The following is a 16,471-nucleotide window of genomic DNA, read 5'->3' on the forward strand; positions in this document are numbered from 1 at the left end:
CAGCTTGCGCGCGCTCAGCGGTAAACGTCGGTGTAGAGCTCGGCGACATCGGGCTCGGGATCGGCCTGCGCGAAATCGGCGGCCTCGTTGACGATCTTGCGCACGTCGGCATCGATCGTCTTGAGATCCTGCTCGCTGACCTTGGCCGCCAGCAGGCGGTTGCGCACCTGCTCGATCGGATCCTGGTCGTGACGGACCTTCTCCACCTCCTCGCGGGTGCGATACTTCGCCGGGTCCGACATCGAGTGGCCGCGATAGCGGTAGGTCTGCATTTCCAGAATGTACGGGCCCTTGCCCTCGCGGCACCAGGCAACGGCCTTCTCGCCCGCAGCCTTCACGGCGCGGACGTCCATGCCGTCGACCTGCTCGCCCGGGATGTTGAAGGAGATGCCGCGCTTGGAGAAGTCGGTCTGCGCCGAGGCGCGCGACACCGCCGTGCCCATCGCATAGCGGTTGTTCTCGATGACGTAGATCACCGGCAGCTTCCAGAGCTCCGCCATGTTGAAGCTCTCATAGACCTGCCCCTGGTTGGCCGCGCCATCGCCGAAATAGGCGACGCTGACCGAGTCGTTGCCGCGGTAGCGGTTGGCGAGCGCAAGGCCGGTGCCGAGCGAGACCTGGGCGCCGACGATGCCGTGGCCGCCGAAGAAGTTCTTCTCCATGCTGAACATGTGCATGGAGCCGCCCTTGCCCTTGGAGTATCCACCGCGGCGCCCGGTGAGCTCGGCCATCACGCCCTTGGCGTCCATGCCGGTGGCCAGCATGTGGCCATGATCACGATAGCCGGTGATGACCTGATCGCCCGGCTTCAGCGCCATCTGCATGCCGACCACGACGGCTTCCTGGCCGATGTAAAGATGGCAGAAGCCGCCGATCGCACCCATGCCATAAAGCTGACCGGCCTTTTCCTCAAAGCGGCGGATCAGCAGCATGTCGCGAAGCGCAGCCAATTCCTGTTCTCTGGTGAATTCCGGCGGCGGGCCGTTGTCTCTGTCCTGCCCTTGTTCCTTTGCGGCGGTCTTCTTCGGTGCGGCCATGGCAATTCCGGATGAGAGAAAAAGTAGCTCTCTCTAGCTCAACTCCAGGAGACGTAAAAGGACCGCGTGGCGCGTCCGAAGGCTTTGGCGTGCCGCGCTGCAATGCACACGAAATATTGCAAATACAATTCCACCATTTTTGGAATCCGACCGCAGGCCGCTACAAAAAAGAGCAGCCATCTCAGCGGATGGGACGCGTGAGGCCAAGCCGGCGACGCCCTCGACGACACCCTCATCGTTGGGATCTCGACGACGCCGACAGCGACCAAAAAACCCGACATATCGAACATCGGCATAACGGATATTCCGACCGAGCAGCGGCAGGGGGTCTCCGTGTTCCTACGGGCCTTCGAATCAATCAATTCTAAACCCTCCGCAGCGCACAATTTTTCCGAATTCATCAACGAAATCAAACAACTCAACGAAAATCCCTGGCTGCCTGGACTGTCCGGCTGCCTGGGCCCTCTGACAGGAACGAACATGGTTCTCACCATCCCTCGCCGCTTTGCGGTTCTGGTCGCGTTATCCATCGGCGTCTGTATCGTCGCCGTGGTCAGCCAGCTGCTGGCCACCCGAACAGCCCTGGTCGAAGAGCGTAAGGCCGCAGTCGTCGGACAGGTGCAATCTGCCGTGTCGATCGTGAAGGGCTTTGCCGATGCGGCGGCGAAGGGGGCCCTGACCGCGGACGAGGCGCAGAACCGCGCCAAGGCCGTGCTCCGCGGCATTCGGTTCGGCAAGAACGACTACATCTTCGTCTACCAGCCGGACGGCGTGAACCTCGTGCTTGGCCCGAAGCCGGATTGGGAGGGCAAGGGTCTGCTCAACGAAAAGGACGCCAATGGTCTGCCCTTCGTACGCGAGTTGATCGCGGCTTCGACCCAGCCTGGTGGCGGCTTCGTCAGCTATATGTTCGCGCGCGCCGGCAGCAGCGTCCCGGTGGCGAAGCTCGGCTACACCATGAAGGCCGATCCGTGGAACTGGGTTGTGGGCACAGGCGTGTATGTCGACGATCTCGACGAGGCGTTCTACGCCTCCGTCAAGGTGACGCTGATCTGGGCCGTCGGACTGATCGCCCTGCTGTGCGTTGCGACCCTGATGATCGCGCGCGGCCTGGTCCGGCCGCTGCAAGCGATCACCCGGACGATGACCGAGCTTGCGAACGGGAATCTCGCTGTGCAGATCCCGAACTCGGAACGGCGCGACGAGGTCGGCGAGATGGCCCGTGCCGTCGAGGTGTTCAAGGTCAATGCCGTCGCCCGCCAGCGGCTCGAGGCCGAGCAGAACGAGCTGGAGGCACGCCAGGCCGAGCAGCGCAAGATCGATACGATGCGCCTTGCGAACGATTTCGAGACAGCGGTCGGCCAGATCATCGAGACGGTGTCGTCGGCAGCGACCGATCTGGAGTCATCGGCCCAGTCGCTCAGCGCAACGGCCGAGCGCTCGAAGGGTCTTGCCACCGTCGTAGCCGGCGCCTCAGGCGCCGCCTCCAACAACGTCCAGTCGGTCGCCGCCGCCACCGAGGAAATGTCCTCCTCCGTGAACGAGATCAGCCGACAGGTGCAGCAGTCTTCGGCGATCGCCAGTGAAGCCGTTGAGCAGGCCCGCAAGACCAATGAACGCGTGGGCGAATTGTCGCAAGCGGCGGCTCGCATCGGCGACGTGGTGGAGCTCATCAACACCATCGCCGGCCAGACCAACCTGCTGGCCTTGAACGCCACCATCGAGGCGGCGCGGGCGGGTGAAGCCGGTCGCGGCTTCGCCGTTGTCGCCTCGGAGGTCAAGGCGCTCGCCGAGCAGACTGCCAAGGCGACGGGAGAGATCAGCCAGCAGATTGGCGCCATCCAGACCGCCACTCAGCATTCGGTGACCGCCATCAAGGAAATCGGCGACACGATCGGCCGGATGTCGGAAATCGCCGCCACCATCGCAGCCGCTGTCGAAGAACAGGGCGCCGCAACCCAGGAAATCTCGCGCAACATCCAGCAAGCCGCCAGCGGTACGAAAGAGGTCTCCGCGAATGTTGCCGACGTCCAGCGCGAAGCAACCGAGACGGGGACGGCTTCGTCCCAGGTGCTCAACGCTGTGCAGTCACTGTCCCAGGACAGCAACCGCCTGAAGGCCGAGGTCCACAAGTTCCTCGCCACCGTGCGGGCCGCATAAGGGGCAGCCCATCAGCGATCGTCGAAGGCCCGCGCGCAGCGCGGGTCTTCCTCGTCATGGGCTTGTCGTGCCTGCGTTCGTTACGCAGACGCGAGGCGAGTCTCACAACGGATGCATCGCGGAGACCGGCTCGCTCAGTTCGGCCGATTGATCCGGATCAGATCACGCGGGTTAGCGTAGCCGAGCTGGAAGCGGGCGCGCTCATCGAGCATGTCGGGATCGACCCGGTCGGAGCGCAGCAGCGACACGCGCTTCTCACCCTCCGCCCGCTCCTGCTTCAGCCGGGCGAGCTCGGAGGTGAGCGCAATGATCTCCTGGTCGAGCTCCTGACGCGCGGTCAGGCCGTAGCGGCCGGTATAGGCGTTGATGCCGAAATAGCCGATGATGGCGGCCGCCATCGTGTAGAGGGCGAGCCCGGTCAGGAACGATTTGAGCCGCGCGCGGGAGACCATGGGCCGGAAGATGGGGCGCCTTGGTTAAGGATCTGCTAATCTACGCCGCGCGGCTTCGTTCCGAAGGTCCCATCACGCGTCACTGGCTGACGGATTGCCGAAGCACCGTGAAACACAAGGTGGCTCGCGACACGAAGCCGAGACGCTCATACAGCGCGATCGCGGCATGATTGTCGTCTATGACGTGGAGAAACGGCGTCTCGCCCCTGCCCCTGATGGCCGTCATCAGGACCGTGACGAGCCTCTGGGCATAGCCAAGGCCGCGATAGTCCGGATGGACACAGACCGCGCTGATTTCCGTGAACCCGTCGAGGCGCATGCGCTCCCCGGCCATGGCGGCCAGTCGCTCCCCGTCACGAATGCCGATGTAGCGGCCCAGCTCGCGGGTCCTGGCCAGGAACGGACCGGGTTTGGTCCGTGCAGTCAGCTCCAGCATCGCAGGGATGTCGCGCTCGTCCAGCACCTCGACCGCGGCATCCCCCACGGGATCGACCGCCCCGACGGCAACCATCTGGCGGACGCTGGCTCTGAGCCGGGCGTCAAGGCCACGCACCTCGCCCGGGGGTGCAGGGGTCACGATCGCAACGACATCCTCGTTGGCAAGGTCGGCGAGTTCAGACCACGCAGCATCGCTGTCGTCCGACATGGCGGCAAATGGCGCAATCGCCGCCGGATAGCGACGAGCATGCGCGGCGCCCTCCGCAAGCGCTCGGTGCCCGGTGGTCAGGGCTGACCAGACGGGGCGATCCAGCGCTGCGTGCTGCTCGGCAGAAAGCTCCAATTTGGACATCGAACCAGCCTCCAGACGATCCGTCCTCAGCTCCGGTAGACCGGCTCTTCGAGGTCGAGCATGCGCTTGACGGCATCGAGGTGCAACCGAGCCGATTCCGCATCTCCTTCGCGCATCTGGCGATAGGCGGCCTCGGCGATCTCGGGCGCGACCGGCACCACCTTGCGGCCGGTCGACAGCGCCAGGCACTGCACCTGGCAGGCACGCTCGAGGTAGTAGAGATCGTCCCAGGCTTCGGCGATGGTCGGCGCCAGAACCATGACGCCATGATGCTTCATGAAGACGATGTCGGCATCACCGACAGCCCCGGCGATGCGATCCCCCTCCCGCGCGTCGAGCGCCAGCCCGTTGTAATTCTCGTCGACCGCGGTTCGCCCATAGAATTTCAGCGCCGTCTGCCCGGCGAAGATCAGCGGGTCGCCTTCGGTCATCGATAGCGCGGTGGCGTAGGGCATGTGGGTGTGGAACGCCACCTTGGCGCGCGGCAGCGCCTTGTGGATGCGGGCGTGGATGTAGAAGGCGGTCGCCTCCGGGCGGCCGTCGCCGGCAACGACGTTGCCGTCGAAGTCGCACACCAGGAGCTTCGAGGCCGTCAGTTCGCGGAACGCATAGCCGTAGGGATTGACGATGAAGAGGTCGTCATAGCCGGGGACCAGCGCCGAGAAGTGGTTGCAGATGCCCTCTTCGAACCCGTGCCGCGCCGCCATCCGGAAACAGGCCGCGAGGTCGATCCGCGTCTGCCAGACGGCCTCCGAGTCGAGATCCGGCTGGTTCGGGCCGGGCCTCGACGACGACGCGGGTGTGAACGAATGGGCCATCGTGCTTCCTTGGCAATGCGCATCCTTGCGCAGGTCCGGCATCGCCTTGAAACGGATCGGGCAAGGCGCGTCAACGCCCTGCCCGCATCATACCCGTCATGCAGTTGCCGACCGCCGCAGGTGGACGCGGCGGCGGCGAACGCGATCAGCCGTTCTGCTTGGCCACGAAGGTGGCGAATGCATCCAGATATTGCTGCAACACCGTCTTGAGCGAATCCTTGACCAGCTCGCCCTGGGCGTCGAAGGCGTCGCCGACGCCATTCAGGTAGATTTCCGGCTGCCCCATGACCGGGCCAGAGATGCCAGGCATGATGTTCTGCAGATGCTTGGCCGCCGCCACGCCACCGAGCGGGCCCGGCGAATTGGAGATGAGGCCGACCGGCTTGCCCAGGAACGAACTCTGCCCATAGGGACGCGAGGCGACGTCGATCGCATTCTTGAGCACGCCGGGAATCGAGCGGTTGTATTCCGGCGTCAGGATCAGCACGCCGTTCGAGGCCTTCAGCTTCTCCCGCAGGGCGAGCCAGTCGGCCGGCGGATTGGCTTCGAGATCCTGGTTGAAGAACGACAGGCCGTTGAGCGTGGTCACGTCGATCTTCAGGCTGGCCGGCGCCAGCTTGGCGAGCGCATTGGCGATCTTCAGGGTGAAGCTCTCCTTGCGGAGACTGCCGACGAGGGCGACGATCGAATAAGGTGCGGGCATGGGGAATCCTTTGAGGAGCGGGGTGTGGAGCGCACTTAAGGCGCGCGAGCAGGAACATGCAAGTGCATGGACCATCCTCACGCGAAACACTGCGTTTCATCGCAAGCAACGCCCGAGTGTTCCCGACCCTTGCCCGCGTCGTGGAGCTCAGCCGGTCCCCTTGAGACAGCGCGTGAATTCCGCCACCGCCTGATGTGTGAGCCAGATCGCCTGCCCGTCGACCGGCTGCGCCCATGACGAGACCTTGGCGATCACGATGCCGTTGGCGGCATCGACGAACAGGTTCTGGCCGTGAATGCCCATCGCGAACATCAGCTGCGGCGCGTCGTTTGTGACGTACCAGCCGCTGCGATAGTGCATGTTGCGGCTGATCGCGGCAAAACTGTCGCGCCATTGGCCGTCGCGCCAGGCCTGCACATCGCCATTGTGCCTGATGTCGTCGATCCAACCTTCGGGAATGATCGTGTGAGAGCCCCGCCGCCCGCCTGACAGCACGAGCTGGCCGAGCCGGGCGACGTCGCGCAAGGTGGCGCAGAAGCCGCCGGTGCAGCGCGGCGCGCCGTTGCGGTCGAGGGTGATGAAGGCCTCGCCGCTCGCCCCCATCGGCTTCCACAGCAGGCTGCCGGCGAGGCTCGCGAAGCTGCGGCCGGTGGCGCGCTCGATCGCCCATCCCAGCAGATCGGTGTTGGACGAGACGTAGCTGAAGGCGCCGCCATGCGGCGCCGCCTGAGCGCGCATCGTCGCAAAGAAATCGTGCAGGTTCGGCGTCGTGCCCGGCGCGACCGGCTCCCAGCCCGCGGCGTCGGCATAGGCCTGCAGGCCGGCACCATCGAACACGACGCCCGCACGCATGTCGAGCAGCTGCCGGATCGTAGCGCCGCGATAGGCCGTGGCGGCCACTTCCGGCACATAGCGCGTGACCTCGGCGTCGACATCGAGCTCGCCGCGGCCGGTCAGGATGCCGGCCATGAGGCCGGTGATCGACTTGGTCGCCGACATCAGGATGTGCGGCGTGTCGCGGTCGGTGCCGCCGTCATACATTTCGAAGACGATGCGGCCGTCCTGCAGAATCAGGAGCCCGTCGGTCGCCGTCGCCTTCAGGAAACCGTCGAGATCGAGCGTGCCGCCCTTGGGCAGCCGCACGCTGAAATCGTCGAACGACACGAGGCTCGACGGCAGCGTCCAGGCGCTGCCCGGCGCGCTCTCGATGTCGGCGACCGGCAGGATCGCGCGGATGTTGTGAAAGGCCCAGCGGCTGAACGGCGCAGTGCGCCAGTTGGAGAGATCGGCGTTGGAGGGAGAGGGATCGGTCGACATACGAATCCTGCGGGATTTCCGAGGTGCTCGACATAGGGGTTCGCAACAGGCCCGGAAAGCCCGGCATTTCGCATATGCAAAAACGCTCAGGCCGCCCGAAGGCGGCCCCCTCTCTCCTCCGTCATTGCGAGCGAAGCGAAGCAATCCAGGGCTCGGTTGGGACTCTGGATTGCTTCGTCGCGGAGCCTGTCCTCGGGCTCGCCGGAGGCGAGACCCGGGGGCTCCTCGCAATGACGCTAACCGATATTCAGATCACCGGATTCCACGGCGCCGGAATCAGCCGGTACTTGGCGCCGTCCTTCTCGACATAGCCCACTGAAGGGAACGAGAAGTGGAAGCCGATCACCTTGGCCTTCTCGGCGGCGGCCATGTCGTAGAACCTGTGCCGCGTGGCCTGCGCCATCTCGGCATCGGTGTCGAACATCACGTGCCAGTCGGGGTTGCGCAGGAACAGCTCGGGAACGTTGGTGACGTCGGCCTGGATCAGGACCCTGGCGTTGCCGGACGCGACCGCGAACGAGGTGTGTCCCGGCGTGTGACCGGGCGTGCCGAGCGCGGTGATGCCGGGCGCGACCTCCTTGTCCCACTCGTACTGAGTGATATTGCTCTCGAGCCCGCCGAACACCTTCTTGAAGTTGGCGAAGTTGCCCTTCATCAAGTCGGTCTGCGCCTTGGCGGCGTTCTCGTCGCTATTCCAGAACGCCCACTCCTTAGCCGGCACCTTCAGCTCGGCGTTCGGGAACGCCAGCGAGCCGTCCGCGAGCTTGAGGCCGTTGATGTGGTCCCCATGCATGTGGGAGAGCACGACGACGTCGATGCTCTTCGGATCGACGCCGGCGGCAGCGAGGTTCTGCAGCGTGCGGCCAACCGCGCCCTTGCTGGCCTCGAAGGCGCCAGCGCCGTTGCCGGTGTCGATCAGGACCAGCTTGGAGCCGGTGTTGATCAGCTGCGGATTGAAGGGGATCGTGATCATGCCCTTCGGCATGTAGGCGCTTTCGGCAGCCGCGAGCGCGTCGTCCTTCGCCGTGTTGACGACGAACGTGTCGGGCATCGGGAAGGTGCGCGCGCCGTCATTGACGGAGGTGCATTCATAGTCGCCGACCTTGTAGCGATAGAAGCCGGGCGCCTGCGCGCCGGCGGGTGCAACCGCTGCGCGTGCCCGTCCGGCCAGCGGCGGCAAAGCGGTTGCAGCCCCGGCGAGGGCCGCACCGGCCAGAAATCGACGGCGATCCAATCGGGTCATGACAAATCTCTCCTCAGTGCTCCATGCGGCTGACACCGCCCCCAGACAAACGGGGCGGATTGTCTCCGCATGCGGGCCAAACGCAAGCCCGTCAGCAACGTCCGAGGAGCGACGTTAGGTCACTTCTCTTTGTTGGGGTCGATGAGGAATTTTTCGCCGGTGGCCCGTTTGGCGTACACGGCAAGGTTGGCCGGATCGAGCGCCTCGGACAAGGAAACCACCTTGGTGTAGTGGCTCGCAAAGGTCGTCTTCAGCTCGTCGACGACGCGCTGGCGCAGCCGCTCGGTATCCGCCTTGCCGATCTTCATCAGGAACGGAAACAGCAGCCAGCCGCCGACGCTCCAGGTCATGCCGAAGCCGCGCGTGATCTCGGTCGGGCGCGTGTCGAGGCTACCGTAGATGTAGACCTGCTTGTGCACGTTCGAGCCGTAGCGGCTGTAGGGATGCTTGCCGGACTTGTTGATCGCAGCTTCCATCGCGTTGAGGATCTGGCCGGCGAGCTTGCCGCCGCCGATCGCATCGAAGGCGATGGTCGCGCCGGTCTCGACCAGCGCCGCGATCAGGTCGTCCATGAAAGTCGGCGCCGTCGAATCCACGATGTATTTCGCGCCGATGCCGCGCAACAGCTCGGCCTGATCAGCGCTGCGCACGATGTTGACGAGCGGGATGCCGTCCTTGAGGCAGATCTTGTTGAGCATCTGCCCGAGATTGGACGCGGCGGCCGTGTGCACCAGCGCAGTATGGCCCTCGCGCCGCATCGTCTCGGTCATGCCGAGCGAGGTCAGCGGATTGACGAAGCAGGAGGCGCCCTCGGCCGGCGTGGTGCCGGCCGGCAGCGGCAGGCATTCGGAGAGCTTCAGGCAGCGATACTGGCTGTACATCGCGCCGCCGATGGCCGCGACCGTGCGGCCCATCAGCGCCTTGGCGGCATCCGAGGAGCCGGTCTTGACCACCACGCCCGCGCCCTCGTTGCCTACGGCCAGGGACTCGTCGAGCCGGCCGGCCATCGCCCGCATCCCCGCCTCCGACACCTTGGCGGTGATCACGGGCCGCTCCTTGGTGCCGGACGCCTGCATGGTCGCGAGGTCCGCCGCGCCGACGAGGAGGCCGAGATCGGACGGGTTGATCGGCGCCGCCTCGATCCGCACCACGACCTCGTCTGGTCCCGGCTCGGGGGTCGGCACGTCGACCAGCGAGAGCTCGAGCTCGCCGCTGCGCCTGATCAACGTCCGCAGTTGCAGGCCCTGTGTCTCGACACCCATGCGTGCCTCCCTTTTTCTTTGCTTTAGCTTGGTCCAGACTCAGGCCAGCGCCTTCAGCGCCGCCCTGCCCGCATACTTGGCCTGCGCGTCCAGCTCCTGCTCGATGCGCAGCAACTGGTTGTACTTGGCGGTGCGGTCGGCGCGCGCCAGCGAGCCGGTCTTGATCTGCCCGCAATTGGTGGCGACCGCGAGATCGGCGATCGTGGAATCCTCGGTCTCGCCGGAGCGATGCGACATCACGGCGGTGTAGCCGGCCTTGTAGGCCATCTCGACCGCGGCCAGCGTCTCGGTGAGCGTGCCGATCTGGTTGACCTTGATCAGGATCGAGTTGGCGCGGCCGTTGCGGATGCCGTCGGCGAGACGGTTGACGTTGGTGACGAACAGGTCGTCGCCGACGAGCTGGCACTTGTGGCCGATCAGGTCGGTCAGCTCCTTCCAGCCGTCCATGTCGTCCTCCGACATGCCGTCCTCGATCGAGGCGATCGGGTAGCGGGCGACCAGATCCGCAAGATACTTGGCCTGCTCGGAGCGCGAGCGCGACTTGTTCTCGCCCTCGTAGACGTACTTGCCGTCCTTGAAGAATTCGGTCGCGGCGCAGTCGAGCGCCAGCATGACGTCCTCGCCGGCGGTGTAGCCGGCCTTGCCGATCGCGCTCATGACGAAGTCGAGGGCTGCGTCCGCCGACGGCAGGTTCGGCGCGAAGCCGCCCTCATCGCCGACATTGGTGTTGTGGCCCGCCTTCTTCAGCTCGGCCTTGAGCGTGTGGAAGATCTCCGAGCCGCAGCGCAGCGCCTCCGCGAAGCTCGGCGCGCCCACCGGCATGATCATGAACTCCTGGAAATCGATCGGATTGTCGGCGTGGACGCCGCCATTGACGATGTTCATCATCGGCACCGGCAGGGTGCGGGCCGAGGTGCCGCCGACATAGCGATACAGCGGCATGTCGTAGGAGATCGCCGCGGCCTTGGCGCAGGCGAGCGAGACGCCGAGAATCGCGTTGGCGCCGATCCGGCTCTTGTTCTCGGTGCCGTCGAGCTCGATCAGGATCTGGTCGATCTGGACCTGGTCCTGCACCGACATGTCGCTGAGCGCCTCATAGACCTCGTCGTTGATGGCTTCGACGGCCTTCAGCACGCCCTTGCCGAGATAGCGGTGCTTGTCGCCGTCGCGCAGCTCGACCGCCTCGTGGGCGCCGGTGGAGGCGCCGGACGGCACCGCGGCGCGGCCGACCGAGCCGTCCTCCAGCACGACGTCGACCTCGACCGTGGGATTGCCGCGGCTGTCCAGGATTTCGCGGCCGATGATGTCGACGATGGCGGTCATGGGGTCCTCTTACGGCGTTTCCGGGTGGGCATTGCTGCGCCGCTTCTACCGCAAGGTCACGGGGGCGAAAAGGCCAAGTGGAGCAGAACTCGCGTCGAAATCACGAACCGGATGACGCACGCCCGGCGATTGGCTAAACGGGCGCCAATCGCGACAGGTGACACGACATATGGCGAAAAGATCCAACACCACCATGACATCGGCCGGCCTTCAGCTGGGCCGCCATGTGGCCGCCCCCGACAGTCCGGAAACGGCAACGCTCGACCGCGTTCCCAATCCGCAGAAGGACACGGATTACCTGGCCCGCTTCACGGTGCCCGAGTTCACCTCGCTGTGCCCGGTGACGGGACAACCGGATTTCGCCCATCTGGTCATCGACTATGCCCCCGGCCCCTGGCTGGTGGAATCCAAGTCGCTGAAGCTCTATCTGGCCAGCTTCCGCAACCATGGCGCGTTCCACGAGGACTGCACCGTCGCCATCGGCAAGCGCCTCGCCGCCGAGATCAAGCCGAAATGGCTGCGCATCGGCGGCTACTGGTACCCCCGCGGCGGCATCCCGATCGACGTGTTCTGGCAGACCGGCAAGCTGCCGAAGGGCCTGTGGGTGCCAGACCAGGGCGTGGCGCCGTATCGTGGGCGGGGGTGAAGCTGATCGAGGAAGGAGGTACGCCGTGAACGGCGCAGTAAAGCATGCCCGCCTGTCGGTGCACTGTCCCAAGTGCACCATAACCGTCACGTGGCCGCCCTCGCTGTCAGCAGAACACAAGGCGAGGATCGCAAGGGAAATCCGCCGCAGTCAGATTGCGGGCCACAAATTGCTCGCCGCCGAGTTCGGCTTCTCCATGGCGGAAGCAAAGGCCCTGACGCTACACGTCACACAGACCGCGGGCACGTGTCACCGCTGCCGCCGTCCCCTTTCCCGGAAGGACGATGTGATCGTCTGCGAGATGTGCCGGTCGGCAAATCTCGACTGGTAGTCGCCGATCGCGCGCGGGCCTGAAGGCCGCCGGTCCCCGGCGCCTCGTACGCACTTTCGCACTACCGCTAAACTACATTATTGAGAAGTGCTTCCAAACCTCTCCCAGGCGGGTCTTACGAGATTCAATTTGCATGGATTTGATCTCTTTCGTTTTTACATCTCTCCCCCGCATCACACATCCTTCTCCGCTTATGACAAACTTGCTTTCCTGCAAAAACGACTTCGGGAAAGGAGTCGCCAAAACGAAATCCAGGAGGGAGGCAAGATCGCTTTTCGATCGATTCGAGTTCTTCTTCGACCCCTTCAACATGATTACCCCGTACATTCTTCCGTTTGAAAACGGGTAGGCTGCATCATCATTGAAGTCGGTATCAAAAGAGACGAGCGTGTATCCGAGCCGCGAGCAGTACTGGAATGAAAGTCGTCAGACCGACCCTGATTGCCTAGCTCTACCGCACTAAGCACCTTCACCTTCTTTTTCCACCAAGATCGCTTCCTAAAATTATCAATGATCTACGCTGGAATATTTTCGTCGAAATACAAGAGCGGCTTCTGCTTGCCCGTTTCGCCGGTGCTTAGCCTAATACCACTCAAGCTCAACCGAGGTGCTTCGGCAACGCCAAAGGTTGCGCCACAAAGGCTTTCAATGACCGCCGGAACGAACCCAGTGAACTCCAAACGCTTCTTTGCTTGGGTCCTCGCGATGGCGTTGCAGCGTCGTGGGACGACCAGCGGTGGCGGACCGTAAATGCGGGTACAGCAGCCGCAGCCCAGCGTCGATCCATGGTTCTGAGTCGCCCGACGGGTGCGTTCCCGTTTGACTTTCCCGTTCTCTGCAACCACCAAACCGCTGCTCCTGAAAGCCGATTTTTCCTGCGCCTTCAAACCGATCACCCCTGTCCAGACCTTCCGCGAAAAATATTCTACTTTCGTTTTATCAGAATTCGTGATTGACTATCGTCGTCCCGTCTCGATCAGAGGGGCGCTTCGCGGTCGTCACGGACGTTGAGGCGGGATGCGGTGGGCGTGTCGGGGGCGCAGCGTGATCATTCATGCGGACGAACGGGCCTGATGCGCCGGCGAAGTCGTATGGTCCTGGCCTCCCGACGCTGAGGCTACGCTGGTGGTGATGATCCGCCGGTCACGGGGGCAAGACAGCCCGGTCCCCGGGGAGAGTACGTATAAGCCGCCCAACCATCGCGCGGGGAATGCCGGGATGTCTCGGCTGAACCTGTGGTTCCTGCCGCCTGCATTTTTTTCTGCAGGCGGGCCATGGGGGCGGCCAGCTCCCGGCATTCCCCGTGCCCTCTTCTCAGAAAGAGGGCATGTCCCAAGGCAAAGCTCGGACGCAGACGCGCCGCGAGATGGCGGCGGTGCGTCCCGCGGCCAACGAAAGCGCCGATATGTCTCAGCCGCGCATCTTCAGCATCGAGAGCGAGAAACGCCCTCGCCGCACTTTCCCAGGACCATCGCAGCTAACGATGGGCATTTTGCCCTCGCCCGTCTCCACGTCGTCATGGCCGGGCTTGTCCCGCGCATCCACGTCCTTCTCAGCGCGCCGAACGACGTGGATGGCCGGGACAAGCCCGGCCATGACGGAGCAACAAATTAGCAGGCGTTGCTGCCGCGACGGGACCATGTCTTCAGATGCAATGGGCCCGCGCCCGTGTCCGACATGGCCGTCAGCTGACCGCCGCATCTGCCGGCGGCCGCTGCCGCAGCAGCGCGGCGCAGGCGAAGCCGAGCGCGACCATCATGATGGCGGCGATCAGCAACGTCGGCTGCTTGCCGCCATGGACCAGGCCGAAGCCATAGGCGATCGGGCCGACCGTCTGGCCCATGAAGAAGAAGAACGAGTGCAGCGACATCGCGGTCGCGCGCGCCCCGATCGACAGCTCGCTGGCGAACACCTGCAGGCAGCCATGGATCATGTAGAAGCCCCAGCCCATCAGCAGCATGCAGCCGAACTGCAGCTTCCAGCCCGGACCGAAGGCGAGCGCGGCAAGCTGCAGCCCGACCAGGGCAGCGCCCGTGATCATCATGCCCTTGACGCCGAGCCGCGGCAGGAAGTTCGAGACCGTGAACGTGTAGAACAGGCCGCCGACCGCGAAGCCCGCGATGACGATGCCCGCGATCGACAGCGAGGTCTCGCCGAGATCGAACAGGAACGAGGCGATGAACGGAAACAGCCCGAACACGCAGCAGCCTTCGACGAACACGGCCGAGAAGCAGAAGCGCGAATTGGGGTTGGTGAAGATGGTGCGGTAGCCCTTCCTCAGCGCGGCGAGATCGGTGGTCGGCGCATGCGTGACCTTGGCGCCGCGAAAGCCTGCCGCCACCGCGAAGGAGGCGATCAGCCCGAGCGCGCCGAGGATCGCAAGCACGCCACGCCAGCCGATGAGATCGCCGATGATGCCGGATGCCGTCGCGCCGAGCAGGTTGCCCGCCATCGAGCCCGCGAGCGTGCGGCCGATCGCGACCTGCCGCTTGTCGGGCGCGACGAGATCGCTGGTCAGCCCGAGCGCCACCGGAAACACGCCGCCCGAGGCGATGCCGGCGAGGATGCGCGTCGCGAACAACAGCGGAAACGAGGTGGCGAGCGCGCCGAGGATGCTGGCGACACCGAGCAGCGCCAGGCACAGCGTCATCAGCCGCGCCTTGCCGAACAGATCGGCGGCGGCGCCGATCGCCGGCTGGATCAGCGCGTAGATCAGCGCATAGCCCGCGGCGATGCTCGCCGCCGTGGTGATGCTGATCGCGAAATCCTCGGCGACATGCGGCAGCACCGGATCGAGCGCCCGCGTCGACAGCGCCGCCGAGAAGCCTGCGAGGGCGATGATGTTCACCGCCGGCGGAAACTTCTGCCCCGCGGGCTTGGCGGCGGTCTGGTGCATCAGCGCCCGGCGTCCGCCGCCGGCGCCTTGGCGAGTGCGTCGAACGCCATCAGCGTTCGCAGCAGCCCCTCGAACTGCGCGAGCGGGACCATGTTCGGCCCGTCGGAGGGCGCATGATCGGGATCGGGATGGGTCTCGATGAAGACGCCGGCGACGCCCACGGCCACCGCCGCCCGCGCCAGCACCGGCACGAATTCGCGCTCGCCGCCCGAGGACGTGCCCTTGCCGCCCGGCTGCTGCACGGAGTGGGTCGCATCGAAGATGACCGGTGCGCCGGTCGTGCGCGCCATGATCGGCAGCGACCGCATGTCGGAGACCAGCGTGTTGTAGCCGAACGAGACGCCGCGCTCGGTGACCAGCACGTTGCGATTGCCGGAGCTCGTGATCTTGGCGACCACGTTGGCCATGTCCCAGGGCGCCAGGAACTGGCCCTTCTTGACGTTGACGACCCGGCCCGTCGCCGCGGCCGCGAGCAGCAGGTCGGTCTGCCGGCACAGGAACGCGGGGATCTGCAGCACGTCGACGGCCTGCGCCACCTCGGCGCACTGGCTGGCGTCATGCACGTCGGTCAGCACCGGCAGGCCGAGCGAAGACCGGATCTCGGCGAAGATCGGCAGCGACTGCGCCAGGCCGAGGCCGCGTGCGGCGGAGGCCGAGGTGCGGTTGGCCTTGTCGAACGAGGTCTTGTAGACGAGCCCGATGCCGAGCCGCGTCGCGATCGCCTTCAGCGCCGAGGCGACCTCGAGCGCATGCGCGCGGCTCTCGAGCTGGCATGGGCCGGCGATCACGGCGAACGGCAGGTGGTTGCCAAACTTGACGGAGCCGAGGCTGACGACCGGCGCGGCAGAGATCGAAGCGTTCACGACATCATCCTCATGAGAGCGCGCGACCATGGCCCAGCGCCGGCTGCCGGATCAACCGGCGTTTGCCTGCGAATAGCAGGGTTGCGGGGATCGGTCATCCCAGCCCCTCCCCGGCCTCTATTTCAGCGCCGAAAACGCCGTCGGCACCAGGAACTGGCTGGTGATGTTGGCAACGATCTGGCCGTCCTCCTCGCTCTTGGCACGCGCCGAGATCCAGTCGGGATCGGACATGAACTTGGTCCACTTGGTCTCGCGCTCGGCGAGCGATTCCCAGGCCAGGAAATAGGTCAGGTCCTGGTTGGATTCGCCGATCAGGGTCGTGAAGAAGCCCACGGGGCGGATGCCGTGCTTCTCCCACAGCTTCAGCGTCGTGTTTTCGAAACGCTTCAGCAGCGCCGGCAGCCGGCCCGGAATGCAGCGATAGATGCGGCTCTCGTAGATCATCTGATCCTCCCTGATCTTTTCTGGCTTCGCGCGATCGGGGAGCGTTGTCGCAACAATCGTCGCGGCCGTCAAAGGTCGCGTTGCGCGCCTCGGCCGTCATTGCGAGGAGCGTCAGCGACGAAGCAATCCAGAGTCCCGCCCGCGACTCTGGATTGCTTCGCTCCGCTCGCAATGACGGCACTTGGC

General features: G+C 65.0%; 16 protein-coding genes. 3 read left to right on the plus strand and 13 right to left on the minus strand.

All coding sequences use genetic code 11. From position 1 onward, the window contains the following. Window positions 1-14 precede the first annotated feature (14 nt). Complete coding sequence (pdhA, locus tag ACQR03_RS07685; RefSeq protein ID WP_315711659.1) at window positions 15-1,037, minus strand: pyruvate dehydrogenase (acetyl-transferring) E1 component subunit alpha; 1,023 nt, start codon at window positions 1,035-1,037, stop codon at window positions 15-17. Between the two features lie 480 nt (window positions 1,038-1,517). Here pdhA and ACQR03_RS07690 point away from each other — a divergent pair, with 480 nt between their 5' ends. Then, window positions 1,518-3,197: a methyl-accepting chemotaxis protein gene (locus tag ACQR03_RS07690; protein WP_315711658.1), complete on the plus strand. Its 1,680-nt coding sequence runs from the start codon at window positions 1,518-1,520 to the stop codon at window positions 3,195-3,197. A gap of 134 nt (window positions 3,198-3,331) precedes the next feature. Here ACQR03_RS07690 and ACQR03_RS07695 read toward each other — a convergent pair whose 3' ends face one another. The 8 genes from ACQR03_RS07695 to eno form a co-directional block, all read right to left on the minus strand. Then, a complete protein-coding gene (locus tag ACQR03_RS07695; RefSeq protein ID WP_315711657.1) occupies window positions 3,332-3,649 on the minus strand; it encodes an FtsB family cell division protein in 318 nt (105 codons plus the stop codon). A gap of 79 nt (window positions 3,650-3,728) precedes the next feature. Beyond that, window positions 3,729-4,439 (minus strand): GNAT family N-acetyltransferase, encoded by a 711-nt coding sequence (locus ACQR03_RS07700; RefSeq protein WP_315711656.1) that lies wholly within the window; start codon window positions 4,437-4,439, stop codon window positions 3,729-3,731. Between the two features lie 26 nt (window positions 4,440-4,465). Further along, window positions 4,466-5,257, minus strand: coding sequence for an aldolase (locus tag ACQR03_RS07705; RefSeq protein ID WP_315750950.1), 792 nt, complete (start codon window positions 5,255-5,257; stop codon window positions 4,466-4,468). A gap of 145 nt (window positions 5,258-5,402) precedes the next feature. Next, entirely contained in the window at window positions 5,403-5,960 is a 558-nt protein-coding gene (locus ACQR03_RS07710) for an NADPH-dependent FMN reductase (protein WP_315750948.1), read from the minus strand. 147 nt (window positions 5,961-6,107) lie between these two features. Next, window positions 6,108-7,277 carry a serine hydrolase domain-containing protein gene (locus ACQR03_RS07715; protein WP_315750946.1) on the minus strand — a complete coding sequence of 390 codons (1,170 nt, stop codon included), beginning with the start codon at window positions 7,275-7,277 and terminating at the stop codon, window positions 6,108-6,110. Window positions 7,278-7,524: 247 nt separating this feature from the next. Beyond that, complete coding sequence (locus ACQR03_RS07720) at window positions 7,525-8,520, minus strand: MBL fold metallo-hydrolase (protein ID WP_315750944.1); 996 nt, start codon at window positions 8,518-8,520, stop codon at window positions 7,525-7,527. A 119-nt stretch (window positions 8,521-8,639) separates the two neighbouring features. Next, entirely contained in the window at window positions 8,640-9,782 is a 1,143-nt protein-coding gene (locus tag ACQR03_RS07725) for a zinc-binding dehydrogenase (RefSeq protein WP_315750942.1), read from the minus strand. A gap of 39 nt (window positions 9,783-9,821) precedes the next feature. After that, window positions 9,822-11,105 (minus strand): phosphopyruvate hydratase, encoded by a 1,284-nt coding sequence (eno, locus tag ACQR03_RS07730; protein WP_315738192.1) that lies wholly within the window; start codon window positions 11,103-11,105, stop codon window positions 9,822-9,824. Window positions 11,106-11,274: 169 nt separating this feature from the next. Between eno and queF the strand changes: the two genes are divergently transcribed. Next, window positions 11,275-11,751, plus strand: coding sequence for a preQ(1) synthase (gene queF, locus ACQR03_RS07735; RefSeq protein ID WP_316165282.1), 477 nt, complete (start codon window positions 11,275-11,277; stop codon window positions 11,749-11,751). A 25-nt stretch (window positions 11,752-11,776) separates the two neighbouring features. Beyond that, window positions 11,777-12,082 (plus strand): hypothetical protein, encoded by a 306-nt coding sequence (locus ACQR03_RS07740; protein WP_316165280.1) that lies wholly within the window; start codon window positions 11,777-11,779, stop codon window positions 12,080-12,082. 515 nt (window positions 12,083-12,597) lie between these two features. On the opposite strand, the gene ACQR03_RS07745 is transcribed toward ACQR03_RS07740, so the two are convergent. The 4 genes from ACQR03_RS07745 to ACQR03_RS07760 all read right to left on the minus strand — a co-directional run bounded on the left by ACQR03_RS07745 (window position 12,598) and on the right by ACQR03_RS07760 (window position 16,285). Next, the gene (locus tag ACQR03_RS07745; RefSeq protein ID WP_434841169.1) at window positions 12,598-12,978 is read right to left on the minus strand and encodes a hypothetical protein; all 381 of its coding nucleotides are present in this window, start codon (window positions 12,976-12,978) and stop codon (window positions 12,598-12,600) included. A gap of 788 nt (window positions 12,979-13,766) precedes the next feature. Next, window positions 13,767-14,978 carry an MFS transporter gene (locus ACQR03_RS07750; protein ID WP_315750937.1) on the minus strand — a complete coding sequence of 404 codons (1,212 nt, stop codon included), beginning with the start codon at window positions 14,976-14,978 and terminating at the stop codon, window positions 13,767-13,769. Next, window positions 14,978-15,841 (minus strand): 3-deoxy-8-phosphooctulonate synthase, encoded by an 864-nt coding sequence (gene kdsA / locus ACQR03_RS07755; RefSeq protein WP_316185826.1) that lies wholly within the window; start codon window positions 15,839-15,841, stop codon window positions 14,978-14,980. The genes ACQR03_RS07750 and kdsA overlap by 1 nt, the downstream gene beginning before the upstream one ends. A gap of 117 nt (window positions 15,842-15,958) precedes the next feature. After that, a complete protein-coding gene (locus ACQR03_RS07760; protein WP_315827488.1) occupies window positions 15,959-16,285 on the minus strand; it encodes an NIPSNAP family protein in 327 nt (108 codons plus the stop codon). Window positions 16,286-16,471: the final 186 nt, after the last annotated feature.

Source organism: Bradyrhizobium sp. HKCCYLS3070 (genome assembly GCF_051167575.1).
Classification (GTDB): Bacteria; Pseudomonadota; Alphaproteobacteria; order Rhizobiales; family Xanthobacteraceae; genus Bradyrhizobium.